The sequence below is a fragment of the Mycobacterium sp. NGS49 genome, from assembly GCF_059812565.1.
This window is the reverse complement of sequence record NZ_JCALCX010000026.1, coordinates 21,382-39,010: the sequence shown is the minus strand read 5'-3', so window position 1 is coordinate 39,010 and position 17,629 is coordinate 21,382. Positions and strand designations below refer to the sequence as shown.

Below are 17,629 nucleotides of genomic sequence, written 5' to 3'. Positions count from 1 at the left end.
CCGCACAGGTTCGCACGAACAAGTGCGCTTTGGAAAACGGCAGGTTGGAGGTCAAGATGATCGACGATTTCTCGTAGCGTGTGGAGACGAGCTGGAAGAACAGGTTGGCGGCTTCGGTGTCGAAGGGTATGTAGCCGACTTCGTCGATGACGATCAGCCCGGTGCGGGAGATCTTGCGCAGTTCGTCGTCGAGGCGGCCGATGCGGTGGGCTTCGGCCAGGCGGGTGATCCAGCCCGTTGCCGGAGCGAACGCAACTCGGTATCCGGCTTGGGCGGCCGCGATGGCCAATGCGGTGGCCAGATGCGTTTTCCCGGTCCCCGGTGGACCTAGCAGGACGATGTTGCGGGCTTCGGCCAGCCAGCCACCGCCTTCCAGGCGGGCGATCTGGGCACGTTCGAGGTGGGGTTGGGCGGTGAAGTCGAAGTCAGTGATCGTCTTGATCGCCGGGAACCCGGCGTATCGGATGCGTTGGCGGGCACCGGATTCAGCGCGGGCATTGGACTCCACGGCCAGCACTGCGGCCAAATAGTCCTCCAACGACCAGCCGGCTGCACGACCCTGTTCGGCCAGACGCCCGTAGTGGGCGGCGATGCGTGGGGCTTTGAGCAGCCGTGATTGATGGGCGATCAGCTTGTCGGCCTCGCCGGGGACCGAGGCGCGCTTGGTGACCATCAGGCGACCTCCCCGGTCCCGAACACCGCGTCATAGGCGCCCAGATCAGCGACTTGGACCTCGACGTCCAGGTGCGCACCCACGGCGGGACGGTCTCGGAAGTTCTCCCGCATGATCGAAGCTGCGGCCACATGCTGTGGGTCTGATGCTAATCCGGCTGCGCCCCAGAGTCGTTGGTGATCGGCCACTACCCGGTCTGCGCAGTGGGCTACCACTCGATCCAGCGAAGCGGTCACGGTGATCATCCGACCGATCACTTCCGGGTGCACCGAGTAGGCGTTGCCGCCGAGGTTGACGTAATAGTCCCGACCCAGCCGCGTGGTGATCGTGGTGCCCGTCGTCGGGGCCAGGGGCGGCAGCGCCGCCATCGCCTGTCGATCGGCGCCGAGCGTGTGGGCGGGGATCAGCCGGGTCGTGGCGTGGGTGCGTGGGTTGGCCACTTGCGCAAGCCAGTCGGCCAGCTGAGTGTTGAAGTCGTGGGCCGAAACGAACCGGCGTCCGGGTAGAAACGAGGACCTCAGATAGCCGTTGGCCCGCTCCACCAAGCCCTTGGTTTCGGGGTCATAGGGACGGGCCTGGATGAGCCGGGTACCGAGCACTCCGCAGAACCCCGCCACCCCCTCGGCCAACCGGCCGCGTTGGCCGATACCGGACTCGTTGTCCCACAACAGTGTTCGAGGCACCGCGCCGATGCGTTGTGAGAGCAGCTGCCACATCCCGGCCAGCAGATCCCCGGTGACCTTCGACGGGATCATCATCGCGGCGATAAACCGCGAGTAAGCGGCCACCATCACCAACACCGGAAAGGACCGCAACACCCCGGCATGATCGGGGACCACCCGGCCGGGCAGCCATAGATCGCACTGCACCTGCTCGCCCGGCAGATGCACCAACCGGTCACAGGGATCAGCCGGGGCGTACTCGGGCCGGATCCGTGTGACGTTCTCCCCGAACCACGAATGCCCACCCGTCCAGCCCACCCGCTCGGCGATCACCGTCGCCGGCATCCTCGGATACCGACTCAGCACCGCCCGTACCGCGGGTTCGATCTGCGCCCACCCCGATGTCGCCACCGGTGCCCGCTCATAGCGCGGCGGTGCATCGCAACGCAGTGCCTTGGCCACGGTGTTTCGTGACAGACCCAATTGCCGCGCGATCGCCACCTGCGACAACTTCTCCGACTTCGACAGCCGGCGAATCTCGGCCCAATCCTCCACAGTGATCACTCTCCAATCGAAGGGTGCTCACTTTTCGACCGGAATCACCTGCTCAGTTTTCGACCGGAACCGACATTCGTTCGGCGGCCCAACGGTCAACGGCTTGCGTCGGCCGAGTGATGGGCCGGCGCGGCCTCGACATGCCCACTCAACGGGATGAAGCAGCATCAAGACACGCCGGAGGTCTCATTGTTTGTGCACGATGTCCTGGCCGGAGGGAACGCTTGATCCCGGCCAGGGGGAAGTAGCGCGAAAAGTCTTGGTTGTCGACCAGGTCCAGTCGTACGCGCGGCATTGCCGGGGGTGCCTATGCGGCGCCGGGGTAAGTCGCTGGAGGGCTGTCGCGATCCTCAACATTGTGCAGCGCGGCCACCGGCACGTCGCCGACTTCGCGGCGCCGGCACTGCTCGAACTGTTCGGCGAGGCGAGCGTAGATCGGCGCAAGTTTGGAGGGGTAGTCGCCGGGCAACACCATGCCACCCCACACACCGTGCGTGGCGCCGGTGGCCACGGCGTTGTAACCGCAGCGTCCGCGGAAGGGGCAACCGGCGCACAGGCTGACAGCCCGGCGCATCCGGTGGGGGTTGAAGAACATGTCGGGGTGTTGGCGGCAGGCCAACTCGGTGTCAGCGGTGTGAAACAGCCGTACAGCGGTCGGCATTTGAATGGAGGCAAACGGCCGGCCCGAAGGCGATTTCGTGAGCGGGGCCGTGATCGGGCTGGTCATGGGCATCCTCCGTTTTGTGCTCCAGGGCAGGTACTTCCGGACCGGTCGGCCCGGTTCATCACCGGTGCGTAACCCGGCGAATCACCGCCAATCTAACAGATATTTTAGCGGTTCTAGCGCTTATACCGCTAAACTAGTGGTGTGGGATTTGCTGGGACGCTCGATCAGGCCTGTGGTTTGAGGTGCAATACCCGCATGTCAGCGGCCATTTCCGGGCACGCCTCGTAGCGGGCCGCCGAGCAATGGGCCGCAGCGCTGATTTAGCCGAACCAACGGGCGGATAGCGATGTTTAGCGGTCTGTCGGGCAAAATACTGGTTATGTCGTGGGAGCGACTCGGCGATGAGGTGCGGCTTCGGCGCAAGCACCTCAAACTGACGCAGCCTGAGGTGGCCGAGCGCGGCGGGCTTTCGGTGGCCACGATCCGCGCCATCGAGACCAACCGCGCAGGCCGTCTCAGTTCGCGGCTGCGCCGCGCGCTGGAGCGCGCGATCGAGTGGGAGCCGGGCACCATCGACACCGTGCTCGAGGGCGGTGGCCCACGCCCAGTGGCTACCACCACCGCCCCCGCGCCGCGACCAGGTGGCCAGAATCCGGCGGCGACAGCGGAGCGTTTCGCCAGGGCCCGCTGGATGCTAAAGATGCGGCGCTCGTTTTCCCAGCACCGAGACGGCATGGCTGCCGCAGCGCGGGCCGCGCTCGACGAAGAATTCGCCACGGCGGCCCGCGAGATGGAAGAAGCGCTGATTTGGATGCTGCCGTGGTTAGAGGATGGGGAACGCGCCGAGGCGATCCGGATTCTGGCGGAGCTGCGCGACGGCTAAACGGCGGTGTCAGCCCCTCCGCTTACGGTCTGCTCATGTTGGACATTCCTGGGATGCCGACGGGCCCACAACGACTCCCCGCCATCCGCACAGCCGCCGCCCCGGCGCGCGTCTGCGCCCCGGCGAGCCCAAGAGTGCGCGCCGGCCAAAATCCCCGAACTCCTGCGCGGGCACTCAGCGACGCCGAGCAGTGGTGGCAGTACAGCCGCAAGTGTGCTGCGGCGCTGCAGGCTGGCCTACCGCCGACACCGGTGAGCGTGTTCGGGCCAGTGCTCAGAGCAGGCGAGCTGGCGCTGCTCAACGTCGACATCGGCTACAGCCGCTATTGCTGGTCAAAGGCGAGCTATTCGTCGCTGCCGCTGATCGCGGCGGGCACGCCGAGGGTCATGGTTGGCGCGTTGGCCGTTCAGGGTCTGGTCAACCACCGTCGGAAATCAGCCGCACAACGTCAAGCGGCACCGCAGTGGCGATGGCACCAAACCACCGCGGCGATCGTGACGACCGAGCGACTGCTGTGCGCCACCGAGCCGCACGGCCTGGTCAGCTTGTGGTTCGGGGACTGCACGGAGTTCCACCCAGACCTGCAGCAGTGGACGTTGACACTTGGCTTCAGCTCGACTGTTCCGGTCAGGTTCAGCGGCGTGGCTACACCAGCGCTGAGCTTGTTGAGCGCCTACGGGACCTTCGGCGACGCCTGGGCCGACGATCCACGGCTGGCCGCGCTACTGCCCTAAGCGTCGGAAGTTGGTGCTGCTCGACCCACGTATCGCAGGGTCGGCGACGGTAGCATGCCAACCATGTTCGAAATGGATCCCGCCGCCACACGTACCGGTTTGGCCGATGCGGATGCCTCTGCGGCGGCCCAACCGAGCGGGCAGATTCGGAGTCTAAGAATCGGCGGTTACATGACGCCGCTGCTACACGCAGTCGATGCGGTGCACGCCGTGCGGGATGCACAGGTGCAAGCCCACGCCACCGCCAACTCGGCTAGCCGCGGAATCAGTGTCGCCGCAGTCGAGACGACTGAGGCGGCTAATTCCGGAACGTTGAGCAGCTAACAAGGGGGACTTTGGAGATGGCGTCACCGTGGTCCAAGAACGCACCTTCGTCGCCGGTGACATTTCCACCCCCACCCGCGACTTCCACACCCAGCCCGCCGCCGCCGGTTAGCGGTATCCCCACACGCCCGCGCCGCCGCTGGCCCTGGGCTGTAGCGGCATTGCTCGTCGTAGTGGGTTTGTCCGCAGCGGTTGGCTCGGCAGTTACCTATCTCGCTGCGCGAGCTGATCGACAAGTTGCACCGTCAGCAGCTACGCCAACGCCAACACCGACGCGAACTGAGTTGAGTGCAACCGAAGCAGCTACAGCGAAAAAGAACCTCTGCCAGGTATTCGACATCTCCGTGCGCGGGCAAGAAGGACAAGGTGGGCTACGGGTGCAGGGCCAACTAAATGTGCCGGTAGTGCTTCGCTCACTCAACAGCGCGTCAGCGGTGCAGAATGCCCTCATACCGTCGGTGCCGCAGGAAGTCGCGACGGCGGCAAAGAGATACATTAGCGCCACACTGGCCCAGACAACGGCTGCGATGGGTAACGCCTTAACCAGTGAGGTCAACCAATTGACTGACAGCCGCAACGAGGCAAGCGACGCCCTACTCGATGCGTGCGGGCTGCCCAGGTAGTTGGGATGGCGGTGGTCACTGGATCGGCCGAGGCGTGGGCTGAACGCAATAAGGACCAGGCTGGGCAGCTGCTGAGGATGTTTACAAAGGCCAAGCCGTTGTCAGGCGTGCCGAACATCGGGATTCCTCTGCTGTCGGGTGGTGATCACCCAAAGCCGCAAGGCTTGTTCGCCTCCGCACTATTCGCGCCGTTTGTGTGGCCCGAGGATTCCGAAACGGAGCTCAAGAACGTCTCGGAGGCCAATAGACAGCGCGAAAACCTTCGTGAGGGTCAGTCCGATGACGTTCACGCCGCGCGGAATGCAGTGTTCACCTCCGGAATCTGGCAAGGGGAAGCGGCGGATGCCGCCGACACGGCCTACTCCAGATTGGAGCGACTACTCAACGACTCCGGCGCCGCATCAAGGCTCGCCAAAAGGCTCCTAGCCCAGGCCGCAGCGGACGTGGCACGCACGAAACGGCTTATGGCACAGGCGAACAGCGCCATGCACACCGAAATCGAAGCGTACTTGCGCAGCAGTAACGGGCAGTCCTTAGCCCAGATCGCGGTGATCACCAGCAAATACCGGGCAGTCGTGCAGGCACACATGGCAGACCTGCACACCTACTCCGCCCAATACACCACCCAGATGCTTGGGAACTTCCCGCTGACACCAGAAGGCGGCGGTGTACGACCTGCAGGTAGTGGGACAAATGCAGATCAGTCGAGTGACGAACCGGCACCGCCAGGCACCCCGAAGCCTCAAGGCCCACCCCAGAGCGTGACCTCGGCTCAATCATCGGGTGGGGCGACAAATGGACCCGCCAGTGGCCCTGCGTCACCACACTCGACGGATGGTCCTGGTTCGTCGGGGCCAATCCCTGGACGTGGCTTGCCGACGCCGTTGGGGTCGGCTGGGAGCCTCCCAATGTCTGGGCTGCCCAGTGCGCCGAGTGGGGGCGGGTCGGGTTCTCCGCTTTCTGGGCTGCAGGGGTTATTCAGCGGTATGGGTTTTCCTCCGGGCGCTTCGATGTCGCCGGCTGGTTTGGGTTCGCCGTCGCTGCAGGCTCCAACCACGCCTTCGACCGCGGGTCTGGACTTCGGGCGCGGCTTGGCCGCAGGTATGACGGCCGCAGGTGGGGCCGCGGCCCCGGCGCTTGGGTCTGTGCCGCAGGCACCAAGCGGGCCACTGGCTGCCCCGGCTTCGAGCGCGCCCGCAATTGCCGCCCCGGCCGCGGCAGTTTCCACGGCTGCGCCGTCAGCTGTTGCGGCACCAGCGCCAGCGGCGGGGATGCCGGCGGGTGGTTTGACTCCTTATGGGTCGGTGCTGCCACCGGCCGGACCTGCCGCGCCCGCGCCGAGCTCGATTCCGGCTATGCCGGGGCTTCCCGGCGAAAGCGTGAGTTCGGCTGCGCCTGGACCTGGTGCAGGGTTGGTGCCGGCGATGGGCGGACGAGCCGCGGCCGCGGTGTCACGTGACGATGCGGCGTCGGATGTGGAGCTGGCCAAGATGGCGGTGGCTGAACTGGCCGGCGCGTCGTGTGTGGTGGATGCCGGGCTTGATTGGGCGGTGGCTGTGGGCCACAACGGATCTGGCGGTACGACCTTGTGGGTGGCAACCAATGACGGGGCCTGCTACGTCCCGCCGGGCGTCTTTTTGCGGAACGGGATGTCGGCTGCGGCGGGTTTTGAAGAGGATTTCGATGCGCGGTGGCTCGGATGGTCAAACCCGGCGGAGAAGGCGGTACGTGCGGCCCGCGCGTACGGGGACAAAGTAGGCGCCGTCGCGACGACGTGGGCTTGGCCCTCGGAGTTCCTCGAAGATCCGGATGAGGGGGTTCGTCAGGTGGCGATCGGTGTGCCGCATGCCGGTCCGGATGGTCCAGCCTCGGAGTTGCGGCGCACACGGATGCACCGGCTACAGACGGTGAGCCCTGGTTTGTATGCGGATTTGAAAGCGCTGGATGAGGATGCGGTTCGCGGATACTGCCGTGAGTTGGTCCGGCGAGTGGTGTTCGGCGGCGGGCCTGAGTTGTCGCCGGTTGCGCAGGCGATAGCACACGCGCTGGTGGCGGGCGGGTGGCCCAAGGCTGAGGAGTGGTCGGCGTTGAGCGCCGAATACGATGCCGAGCGGCTGATGATGGCTGCACAGCGCCCTGGCCTCAACGGCTTGGAGGATCCGGCGCAGGTGGTCAGTTACCACAACTGCTTCATCAACTGTCGTAGGCTCGAAATGTTGTTGTGCTGGAAGAGATCTGATCCGTTGATGGCTGATGTGGTGTACGCGGCATCGGTTGCAGGGGTGCGAGTGCCCATTCTCGATTACGTGTGTTGACCCGCGCCAGTCAGGGCGAGCAGCCGGGACCGTTGCCCTCCACCAGCTGTGGCAGCAAGCGCCGCGTCGAACGCGTCGGCGGCCGAACGATGCTGTCCGGCGACCTCCACAAGGGGATTATTCTCCGCCCTCGGTGAAGCCCTCCCGGTTTAGCTGCTGGAAGCCTAAGCACACAGGCCGCGCAACGTCTGACGCAGCAATCTCGCCCGGTGACGATGTCAGGAACGAGTTATACCGGGTTATACTATTGGCCTATGAAGACCGCCATCTCCCTACCGGATGAGACGTTCGATCGCGCTTCGCGCCGGGCGCGTGACCTCGGCATGAGCCGGTCGGAGTTCTTCACGCGGGCCGCACAGCGCTACCTCGACGAGTTGGACAGCCAATCGCTGACCGGGCAGATCGACGACGCTCTCGAGCATCTTGGTGATCGGCTCGGTGACAGCGATGAGGGGCAAGCCGCCGCGGTGGCCGTCGGGCACCGGGTGCTTGCCGCCGTGGACGACGAGTGGTGATCGGCCGCGCAGAGATCTACTGGGCCGACCTCGGCGCGCCGTCCGGCAGCCGGCCCGGCAGGCGTCGTCCCATAGTGGTGATCCAGTCCAATCCCTACAACGCCAGTCGCCTCGCCACGGTGCTAGCCGCCGTGATCACCTCCAACACGGGGCTAGCAGCCATGCCAGGCAACGTGTTCCTACCTGCGTCCACCACGGGACTGTCCCGTGATTCGGTCGTCAACGTCACGGCACTTGTGACGCTGAACAAGACCGACCTCAGCGATCGCATCGGGGAGATACCGCCGAGCTTGATGCACGAAGTCGACCGCGGACTTCGTCGCGTACTCGACCTTTAAGTCAAATCGGGCATTTTCGACCCACGGCGCGGGGGTGGTGTATTGGCCACCTGTCTTTCGATGTGTTCCGTTGTGGTGGGGGGGTTTTTGGCGGGTTAATTTTGGTGGGTGGGTGGCGGTGTGGCGCGGTTGGTCGCGGATGTGGATCGGCTGCTGACCCGCGCCCATGAGCTGTTTCCCGCCTCGGGGGGCCCCGCTTCCAAGGCGTTCGCCGCCGGTGGCGGTGCGGGCGCTGCACCGCCGGCTCCTGGTGGTGGCAGCGGCTTAGGCGCCGGGGTGGCCGGCGCCGCCGGTGCGTATGGGGCGATGCGCGGCCTGGTGTCCGGCTTGGACGCGGAGTCGGGTCACGGTGCCGGTGAAGCAGGGGCGGTGGGGCAGCGGGGACATGCTGGTTCGGGGTCGGTGCGGGAGGTGGCGCGGGCGCAGGCGGCAGCGATCGGGCGGGTGGCCCACACCGGGGCGGGGATGCGCCTGATGGTGTCGGCGATGGATGAGCGGTTGGGCGCGATGCAGCGTCAGATCGAGCAGACCACCGCTCAGAATCGGCTGTTGACGCTGCGGTTGCGGCAGATGGCTCAGGCCTATCAGGGGTTGAGGGCCGGCGGTGGTGGCGGTGGGTTGTCGGGATTGAGCAACATTCCGATGATGCTCGGCGGCGCCCGGGGCGGGGGTATCAGCGGGCTCAGTGGCCTGGGTGGCTTCCCGACGTCACTGCTGGGCCAGCTGGGCTCAGGCGGGGCGAGCGGCGGTGTCGGAACACCAGCCAGTATGGTGGGCCGCTCGGCTGGGGGGGTGTTGCCGCCGGGCGTGGCGTCGGAGAAGGGGTTGCAGCGCGACACGATTTTGGCCGCTCGGGCGGTGTCGGCGGCGTTTCCTGAGATCCGGACTATCGGTGGGGTGCGTCCTGATTCGTTGAAGTGGCATCCGAATGGTCAGGCCATCGATGTGATGATTCCTGATCCGAGTTCACCGCACGGCAAAGCGTTGGGGGATGCGGTGTTACGGTTCGCGCTTGCGCACACCCACCAGTTCAACCTGAATCACGTGATTTGGCATCAGACGTTATACAACCCGGACGGGTCGTCGCAGTTGATGGAGAACCGCGGGTCTGCGACGCAGAACCACATGGATCACGTCCATATCGCGACCAATGGCGGCGGGCATGCCCGTGGCGACGAGGTGTACCGGCTGTGAGTGAGATAGAGCCTGTGAGCAGGTCTGAGGAGGATCGGCGGCCGGGCCGTGGTCTGGTGCTCTCGACGCGGGTGCAGGTGTCGGGGCACCAGTTCTTTGCCCGCCGCGCGGTGTTGGCGATGACCAGGCGGCGGGTGCGGATGGAGGCCGAGCCGGGGCGGCGCCAGTCGATGGCGTTGCTGGCAGGAGTGACGGCCACGGCGGTGTTGTGTCTGGGCGCGTTGTTCTTGTCGTTCGTGCGGCCGGCGAGCTCGGCGGGCTCGTCTCGGATTTTGGCTGACCAGCATTCCGGTGCCTTGTACGTGCAGGTGGGCGACAAGCTGTATCCGGCGCTGAATCTGGTGTCGGCCCGGCTGATCGCCGGTGCGCCGTCCATTCCGGATCGGGTGCGGCGCAGTGAAATCGACGCCCGCCCCCGCGGTCCTCTGGTGGGTATTGCGGGGGCCCCGCAGGAGATGTCGGCGACGTCCCCGCCGCGGTCGTCGTGGTTGGTGTGCGATGAGATCACTAAGGCGTTGGGCGCTGGAGCTCCCGAACCGGTGACGGTGACGGTGATCGACGGGCGCCCGCAGTTGGGGGAGCGCCGCCGTGTTGTGGGCCCTGATGATGCGCTGGTGCGCCGGTTCGGTGACGAGGTGTGGCTGATCCGCGATGGTCGCCGTTCGCTGATTGACCGGGGCTCACGTGCGGTGTTGCTGGCGTTGGGGTTGGGGGCCGAGGCGTTGTCGTCGGCGCGGCCGATGAGCCGGGCGCTCTTTGATGCGATTGCGGTGGGTCCGGTGTTGTCGGTGCCGGTGATCGCCGGTGCGGGGTCACCGGCGACGTTCGTTGGGGCCCCGGGACCGGTGGGGACGGTGGTGGCGACTCCGCAGGTCGGTGGTCAGACGGCGTATTCGGTGGTCCTTGCCGAGGGTGTGCAGCCGGTGTCGGCGTTGGCGGCGCAGGTGTTGCAGAATGCGGGCCCGGCCGGGGTGGGGACGCCGGTTGTCGCGGGTGCGGTGTTGGCAAAACTGCCCGTCGTCAACGTGCTGGATCTGTCGGCGTTTCCGCCGGCCCCGCCGCGCGTGGTGGATAGCCAGGTGAATGCGTCGGCGTGCTGGCATTGGGAGAGGGTGTCTGGGGAGTCGATGGCGTCGACGTCGCTGATTGTGGGGCCCACCATCCCGGTGGCCGACTCTGATACCGGCAAGGTGGTTGAACTGGTGAAAGCCGGCGGTTCGGCGTTGCAGGCCGATCGTGTGTTTTTCGGTCGGGATTTCGCTAATTACGTTGTTTCCACCGGTAATTCACCGTCATCGTCCACGGCTGAGTCGTTGTGGTGGGTGTCCGATTCCGGGGTGAGGTTCGGTGTGGCTCGCGAGGATGAGACGTTGAGGGCATTGGGGTTGTCGAGTCCTCCGCGGCCGGCTCCGTGGTCGGTGTTGCGGCTGTTGGCGGCCGGCCCGATGTTGTCGCGTACCGATGCACTGGTGCGGCACAACGCGTTGCCGGTGGACGGTAACCCTGCGCCATTGGAGATCCCCAAGTGAAGGAAGCGTTCGCCCGGTCCAAGCCCGCTGCTGCGCCGGAACTGAAGCCGGCATCGATTGAGCTTCCCACGCCACTGAAAACGCCTCCGCCGGAGGGTAAGCCGTGGTGGACGGTGGTGCTGGTGATCGGGTTGATCGGCCTGGTCGGGGCGATGGTGGGGATGAGCTTTGCCAGCGGTGCGCGATCGTTCACCGGGGCGGGGTCGTTCTTCCCGATCCTGATGGTCGGCGGTCTGCTGGCGATGCTGTTCACCGGCCGTGGCGGTTCGCAGGAGTTGTCGCGCACCAAGTTGGATGCGTTGCGGGCCAGGTTCTTGTTGGTGGTCGACCAGTTGCGGACCAGCACCGCGGAGATGGCGGACCGCCTGGATGCCAATTACCGGTGGTATCACCCACCGCCTGCGACGCTGGAGGCCAGCCTGGGCAGCGTGCGGATGTGGGAACGCAAGGCCGACGGCACCGATACCTGGTTCGGCGTGGTGCGCGTGGGCGTGGGTATGACGGATCTGGTGGAGTCCGGGGCGGCGAGATTCGCCGAGCCGCAAGACATGCCGACCGATATCGAGCTGGAGCCGGTGACGGGCAAGGTGTTGCAGGAGTTCGTGCGCTATCAGACGGTGGCTTACGGCACGCCGGCGTTGGTGTCGTTGATGGTCGAGCCGGGTTATGCGTTGCGCGGGCCGCGGCAGCGGGTGCTGGGGCTGATGCGCTCGGTCATCTGTCAGCTGGCGTTTTTCCACGGCAGCGATCACGTTCGGCTTGTCGTGGTGACATCGGATGCGGCGGAATGGGATTGGGTGAAGTGGCTGCCGCATGCCGGTGACACGGCCGCTGAGGACGGCGCCGGGCCGGTACGGATGGTGTACGGGTCGGTGGCGGATTTTCTCGCCGCCCAGCAGGAGGCGCTGGCCTTGCGGGGGCGCGGCGAGTTCAGGGCGCGACATGGGGCGCTCAAAGAACCGATCGCACCGTTGCCGCAGACAGTCATCGTCTGCGACACCGACCAGGGCTGGGATCGGCTGGGCGATAGCGCCGGAATCAGCGGGGTGACGTTCTTCGATGTGCGCGGGAACGCCCTGGTGCCGGCCTGCGCTGACCCGAAGCGGGTGCTGGACATCTCAGGGGACGGGACCATCACGGCGGTTCCGCGCGACCCAGTGACCTGGGACGCCAAGGAGGCCCACCGCCCGCAGTTTTTCGCCGTCGCCGACCAGATGAGCCGCGATGACGCCGAAGCCTTCGCCGAACGGATGGCCCGCTGGCGGTTGGCGGAAGCTTACGAGACCCTGGACATGAGCAGCGCGGACCGGTTCATGGCGCGAGACATCCTGGCCCACTACGGGATCGACGATGCTGCGAACATCGATTTCGAGGCGCTGTGGGCGAGTCGAAGTGACATCAATTCCGCTCAGCGACTGCGTATTCCGCTGGGCAACCGAGCGGACAACCGAGAGCTGTTCTTCCTGGACCTCAAGGAGTCATCGCAGGGGGGCCACGGCCCGCACGGGGTGATGGCGGGAACAACGGGCTCGGGGAAAACGGAGATGCTGCGCACTGCGCTGGTGTCGCTGGTGCTGGGGCATCCTCCGCAGAACCTTCAGTTGATGCTGGCCGACCTCAAGGGCGGCTCGGGCGTCAAACCGTTCGCCGGCGTTCCGCACGTAGCGCACATCATCACCGACCTCGAGGACGACCAGAGCCTGTTGGACAGGTTTGTCGACGCCATGTGGGGAGAGATCGCGCGGCGTAAAGCGTTGTGCGACAAGGCCGGCGCCGATGATGCCACGGAGTACAACAAGATGCGCGCGGCCCGGTTGGCCTCGGGGCAGCAGCCGTTGCCGCCACTTCCGGTGCTGCTGGTCATCATCGACGAGTTCGCCGAGCTGTTCAAGATGATGGCGGCCGACGTTCAAGACGCCCTGGATCAGATCTGCCGGCAGGGCCGCTCGTATTGGGTCCATCTACTGATCGCCAGCCAGGAGATCGACAACCGGGCCGAAAAGCTGCTGGGAAACATGGGGTACCGGCTGGCGTTGAAAGCGCAGACCCAGGCGGCGGCGACGGCGGTGGGCGTGCCCAACGCGGTCAACCTGAAACAGTCCGGTGACTGCTATTTCCTGCACGGCACGCCGTCGAACGCGGACGTGACGAAGTTCCGGGGCGAATGGCTGTGGCGGGAGTACCGCAAGCCGGGCATCGAGGACTTCGACGACGACAGTTCCGCGGGAACTGGCCCGTCCGTGACCTACTTTGCACCGCAACTCTTTACGACGGATTTGACACCCGTCCCCTCCTCCGATGCCGGTGAGGACCGCGCCGGTGCACCCGATTCGGGTGTGCCGGCATCAGCGCCGCATCCGGAGCCCACCGCGGGTGAGGACGCCGTCAATGCGGCGCTGATGCGGCCCAAGGTCGCGCGCATCATCATCGATCAGCTTCGCCAAGTCGACTTCGAGCCGTACCGGCTGTGGCAACCTCCGTTGGACGAGCCGTGGAGCGTTGAGAAGCTGGTGAACGCGCACCTGGGCCGCAACTGGCAGGACAACTATGCCGGCACCGCGGACTTGGTGTTCCCGATTGGTGTGGTGGATCGGCCGTTCAAGCATGATCAGCACCCGTTGAGGCTGGATGTGTCGGGCCCGGGCGCCAACGTTCTGGTTGTCGGCGCGCAGGGCTCGGGCAAGACGACCGCACTGCAGGACCTGATGTGCGCGGCCGCGATGACCCACACCCCCGAGCAGGTGCAATTCTACTGTCTGGCGTTCTCCGGTGCCGCACTGGGCAGTGTGGCGGGTTTGCCGCACGTCGGCGGGGTCGCACCGGCGTTGGACCGGGATGGTGTGCGCCGCAGCGTGTTCGAACTGACACATCTGCTCAAGCAACGCCAGCGCAGCTTTGACGAACACCGGGTGATGTCGATGGAGGTGTTTCGGCGACGCAAGTTCGGCGGTGAACCTGGCGACGTTCCCGACGACGGCTACGGCGATGTGTTCCTGGTGATCGACAACTACGCGGGCCTGGCCAGCGAGTATGAGGTGCTGCTGGACCCGGTCAACAAGCTGATCAAGGAGGGGCCCACCTTCGGGATTCATGTGGTGGTCACGGTGAGCAAGACCAGCGAGTTGCGCCCGGAGGTCCGCAACAGCTTCGGGGTGGGGTCGCGGGTCGAACTTCGCCTCGGTGAGACCACCGATGCGGTGCTGGTCAAGCCGCGAATGGCCGACACGGTTCCGGCGAGCCGTCCGGGCCGGGGCATGATCGCGCAGAACTATGAGCGCCGCGGCGCGGACCCGGTGGGTTTGCACACCTTGATGGCACGCCCGACCACCGACGCCGCAACGGGCGACGGGTTCGATTCACGCAGTGTCGTCGAGGCGGTGAGCGCGCGGGCGGCCCGGTTCAGCGCGGCGCCCAGGGTGCGCCGCCTTCCCAAGCGGGTGACGCCGGCGGAGCTGACGGCGCTGGCCGGCGCCGTTTCCAGCGCAGATGAGTCGCTGGTGTGGGCGCTGAGCGAGACCGAGCAGCCGGTGCACTTCGAGGGACAGCATCTGCTGATCACCGGGCAGGGCAAGTGCGGGCGCACCTCGGCGTGCGCGGTGATCATGACCGAGCTCGCCCGGGCGTGTGCGCCGGCCGCTGAGGGGCATGCACCGCACTCCGATGGCCGCAAGGCGGTGCAGGTGTGGCTGATCGATCCTCGCCGGCAGCTGCACAATGTGCTGGGCCCGCCTTATGTACACCGCTTCGCCTCCACTCCGTCGACGATCAAGCAGCGGATGGCGGAGTTGGCCGCGGTGCTGGCCGCCCGCGAGCCCGACGACACCCCACCGGCGGGCCCGATCGCGCAGCACACCTGGACGGGCCCGGAGATTTGGCTGGTGATCGACGACGCCCAGCGCCTCCCGCCCGGCTTTGATTCCCCGCTGGAACCCATCGCGCGTTTCGTGGAGTCCGGGGCCGATGTGGGGCTGCGGATCATCTACACCCGCGCGTTCGGCGGGTTCGTCTCGGCAATGGGGGCCGATCCTGTCCTTCGCAGGCTGCGGGAGTCCCGGGCTCCGCTGCTGGTGATGGATTCCGACCCTGATGACGGTTTCATCCAGGCCCGATGGAAGGGGCACCCGATGCCACCGGGCCGCGGATTCCTGATGAATACCACCGAATCGGGAATATATGTGCAGGTCGCGGACCCGGGGCTGACGGAAATGGGTCCGTCGTGAACCGCGCGCATCCGAGTCGGTGGCGCTAGACTCCGGCCAAGAACCAATCATCCATTTAACGATGTTTCCGATGTACTGACGTTTCAGGAGGGTTGTATGTTCGTGACAGCGTTACCGACGTCGATGGAATCGACAGCGTCGAGCCTGGCCGCAATCGGGAGCACCGTGGCGGCGGGCAATGCCGCGGGTGCCCCGGCCACGCTGGGCGTCATACCGCCGGCGGCCGAGCCGGCATCGGCCCTGCTGGCCGCCGCGTTCGGAACGCATGCCGGGGTGTATCAGGTGACCCAGGCCATCGGAACGGTGGTGCACGAGATGTTCGTGGCGACGATGGGGGCCAGCGCCGGCAGTTACGCCGCCGCCGAGGCGCTCAACATCACCGCCATGATTTAGCCGTGCCATGACCGGTTACGAGGTGCCACCGGAGATCAACTCGGGGCGGATGTATGCCGGCCCGGGCTCGTCGTCTCTGGTCGCCTCGGCCGCCGCGTGGCAGGCGCTGGCAGTGGAGTTGGGCTCGGCCGGCGCGGCGTTCGGGTCGGTGGTCTCAGCGCTGGCCGCGGGTTCGTGGCTGGGGCCGTCGTCGATTTCGATGGCACTGGCGGCGGCACCGTATGTCGTGTGGATGATCGCCACGGCCCAGCAGTGCGAGGAGGCCGCCGCCGCGGCGGGTGCGGCTGCCGCGGCTTTTGAAGGCGCGCGGGCCGGGGTGGTGCCCCCGCCGGTCATCGAGGCCAACCGCGACACGCTGATGACGCTGATGGCCACAAACTTTCTGGGCGTCAACACTCCAGCCATTGCGGCCACCGAGGCCGCCTACGACGAGATGTGGGGCCAGGACTCGACGGTGATGTACGGGTTCGCCGCCGATGCGGCGGGAATCACCGGCACGTTGGTGCCGTTTTTGCCACCGCTGCCCAACTCCAATCCGATGGGCCTGGCCGCCCAGGCCGCAGCGCTGGGTCAATCGGGCGGTACCGCCGCGGGGCAGCAACCGTTCAACCTCGCCAGTCAGAGCAGCGGGTTGACCGGTCTGCCGGCCGGCCTTGACGCGCAAACGATGCTGACCATGGGACCCCAGCTGGTCACCATGATACCTTCTGCGCTGCAAGGACTTTCGTCTCCGCTCAGTAGTGGCCTGGGGTCACCGGCCGGGGGTCTGGGCCAGTTCCAATCCCTGCTGTCCCCCTTCATGGGCATGCTGAACAATCCTGGCGTGCTCGGGATGGGCACAGGCGGGGCGGGAGCTGCCGGTGGCCTCACGGGTTACGGGTTATCCGGGCTCAGCGGGGCCTCGGCCGGTGGCGGGGTGGAGGCGATGGCGGGGCGCGCGGCTTCACTGGGCGGGTTATCGGTGCCGGCGACCTGGACAGCCGGTGGGCCCAGCGAATCGGGCACGACAGCCGCCAGGGCTGCAGCGCCCGTGGTCGCGCCACCGGGTGCGGCGACGGGGGCGGCGGTACCCGCCTCTGCCTCGGGTGCGGGCATGTACGGAGGCGCACCGATGGCGGCCGGGCTGGGTGGACGTGGCAGCGACGGCGCTAGCACACCCCGGTACGGGACCCCGGTGAAAGTGTTTGACCGCCACTAATCTCGCTCGGGATTAAAGGGACAGGAATGGCGTTCCACAGAGTCTCGAACTTTCTTTGAAACTGGCCATCGGCCGCCGTTGCCCGACGTTGTGAACGGCCAATAGACTTGGGTCACAGCAACGCTGAAAAATAGTGCGCAATCCCCGGTTAATTAAGGAGAGAAGGATATGACAACACGGTTTATGACCGACCCGCACGCGATGCGGGACATGGCCGGGCGTTTCGAGATGCATGCCCAGACGGTGGAGGACGAGGCCCGCAAGATGTGGGCGTCATCGCAGAATATCGCCGGTGCCGGCTGGAGCGGTCAGGCCCAGGCGACCTCGCTGGACACCATGGGCCAGATGAATCAGGCGTTCCGCAACATCGTCACCATGCTGCACGGCGTGCGCGACGGGCTGATCCGTGACGCCGACAACTACGAGCAGCAGGAACAGGCGTCCCAGCAGGTTCTGAGCAGCTAGCCGCGGACGAGAACCACCACCGTCAGGAGAACGTGAACCATGTCCATCAACTACCAGTTCGGTGACGTCGACGCCCACGGTGCGACGATCCGCGCCCAGGCCTGCGCGCTCGAGGCCGAGCATCAGAGCATTGCGCGTGACGTGCTGGCCGCCGGCGATTTCTGGGGCGGCGCCGGGTCGGCGTCCTGCCAGGAGTTCATCACCCAATTGGGCCGGAACTTCCAGGTCATTTACGAGCAGGCCAACGCTCACGGGGCTAAGGTGCAGACCGCCGGTAATAACATGCACGGCACCGACGGTGCGGTCAGTTCTGCATGGTCGTCGGTATAGATCCGGGCGGC

At 66.2% G+C, this 17,629-nt stretch carries 15 protein-coding genes and 1 pseudogene; 13 read left to right on the top strand and 3 right to left on the bottom strand.

The window, feature by feature from the left end:
• Positions 1 to 28: 28 nt before the first annotated feature.
• From istB to AC5Y7D_RS23340, 3 genes and pseudogenes are all read right to left on the bottom strand, one after another.
• Positions 29 to 673, bottom strand: a pseudogene (gene istB, locus AC5Y7D_RS23350) (IS21-like element helper ATPase IstB); the annotation flags it as partial.
• Complete coding sequence (gene istA, locus AC5Y7D_RS23345) at positions 673 to 1,890, bottom strand: IS21 family transposase (RefSeq protein ID WP_499928221.1); 1,218 nt, start codon at positions 1,888 to 1,890, stop codon at positions 673 to 675. The gene istA and the pseudogene istB, both read right to left, overlap by 1 nt.
• 307 nt (positions 1,891 to 2,197) lie before the next feature.
• Positions 2,198 to 2,551 (bottom strand): WhiB family transcriptional regulator, encoded by a 354-nt coding sequence (locus AC5Y7D_RS23340; RefSeq protein ID WP_499928140.1) that lies wholly within the window; start codon positions 2,549 to 2,551, stop codon positions 2,198 to 2,200.
• 385 nt (positions 2,552 to 2,936) lie between these two features.
• Between AC5Y7D_RS23340 and AC5Y7D_RS23335 the strand changes: the two genes are divergently transcribed.
• The 13 genes from AC5Y7D_RS23335 to AC5Y7D_RS23275 all read left to right on the top strand — a co-directional run bounded on the left by AC5Y7D_RS23335 (position 2,937) and on the right by AC5Y7D_RS23275 (position 17,618).
• Complete coding sequence (locus AC5Y7D_RS23335) at positions 2,937 to 3,440, top strand: helix-turn-helix domain-containing protein (protein ID WP_499928139.1); 504 nt, start codon at positions 2,937 to 2,939, stop codon at positions 3,438 to 3,440.
• 35 nt (positions 3,441 to 3,475) lie between these two features.
• A complete protein-coding gene (locus AC5Y7D_RS23330) occupies positions 3,476 to 4,174 on the top strand; it encodes a hypothetical protein (protein ID WP_499928137.1) in 699 nt (232 codons plus the stop codon).
• 341 nt (positions 4,175 to 4,515) lie between these two features.
• Complete coding sequence (locus tag AC5Y7D_RS23325) at positions 4,516 to 5,121, top strand: Rv2240c family protein (protein ID WP_499928135.1); 606 nt, start codon at positions 4,516 to 4,518, stop codon at positions 5,119 to 5,121.
• Positions 5,122 to 6,545: 1,424 nt separating this feature from the next.
• The gene (locus AC5Y7D_RS23320; RefSeq protein WP_499928133.1) at positions 6,546 to 7,436 is read left to right on the top strand and encodes an EspK C-terminal domain-containing protein; all 891 of its coding nucleotides are present in this window, start codon (positions 6,546 to 6,548) and stop codon (positions 7,434 to 7,436) included.
• 254 nt (positions 7,437 to 7,690) lie between these two features.
• The gene (locus AC5Y7D_RS23315) at positions 7,691 to 7,951 is read left to right on the top strand and encodes a ribbon-helix-helix domain-containing protein (protein ID WP_499928131.1); all 261 of its coding nucleotides are present in this window, start codon (positions 7,691 to 7,693) and stop codon (positions 7,949 to 7,951) included.
• Positions 7,945 to 8,289: a type II toxin-antitoxin system PemK/MazF family toxin gene (locus AC5Y7D_RS23310; RefSeq protein WP_499928129.1), complete on the top strand. Its 345-nt coding sequence runs from the start codon at positions 7,945 to 7,947 to the stop codon at positions 8,287 to 8,289. The genes AC5Y7D_RS23315 and AC5Y7D_RS23310 overlap by 7 nt, the downstream gene beginning before the upstream one ends.
• Positions 8,290 to 8,409: 120 nt before the next feature.
• Positions 8,410 to 9,483, top strand: coding sequence for a VldE C-terminal domain-containing protein (locus AC5Y7D_RS23305; RefSeq protein WP_499928127.1), 1,074 nt, complete (start codon positions 8,410 to 8,412; stop codon positions 9,481 to 9,483).
• A 14-nt stretch (positions 9,484 to 9,497) separates the two neighbouring features.
• Positions 9,498 to 11,012, top strand: a complete 1,515-nt coding sequence (gene eccB / locus AC5Y7D_RS23300) for a type VII secretion protein EccB (protein ID WP_499928126.1) — start codon at positions 9,498 to 9,500, stop codon at positions 11,010 to 11,012.
• Positions 11,009 to 15,232, top strand: a complete 4,224-nt coding sequence (eccCa, locus tag AC5Y7D_RS23295; RefSeq protein ID WP_499928124.1) for a type VII secretion protein EccCa — start codon at positions 11,009 to 11,011, stop codon at positions 15,230 to 15,232. Before eccB ends, eccCa begins: the two co-directional genes overlap by 4 nt.
• 96 nt (positions 15,233 to 15,328) lie before the next feature.
• Positions 15,329 to 15,625: a PE family protein gene (locus AC5Y7D_RS23290; protein WP_499928122.1), complete on the top strand. Its 297-nt coding sequence runs from the start codon at positions 15,329 to 15,331 to the stop codon at positions 15,623 to 15,625.
• Positions 15,626 to 15,632: 7 nt separating this feature from the next.
• A complete protein-coding gene (locus AC5Y7D_RS23285) occupies positions 15,633 to 16,823 on the top strand; it encodes a PPE family protein (RefSeq protein ID WP_499928120.1) in 1,191 nt (396 codons plus the stop codon).
• Positions 16,824 to 16,991: 168 nt separating this feature from the next.
• Positions 16,992 to 17,288, top strand: coding sequence for a WXG100 family type VII secretion target (locus tag AC5Y7D_RS23280; protein ID WP_499928118.1), 297 nt, complete (start codon positions 16,992 to 16,994; stop codon positions 17,286 to 17,288).
• 39 nt (positions 17,289 to 17,327) lie between these two features.
• Positions 17,328 to 17,618, top strand: coding sequence for a WXG100 family type VII secretion target (locus AC5Y7D_RS23275; protein WP_499928116.1), 291 nt, complete (start codon positions 17,328 to 17,330; stop codon positions 17,616 to 17,618).
• Positions 17,619 to 17,629: the final 11 nt, after the last annotated feature.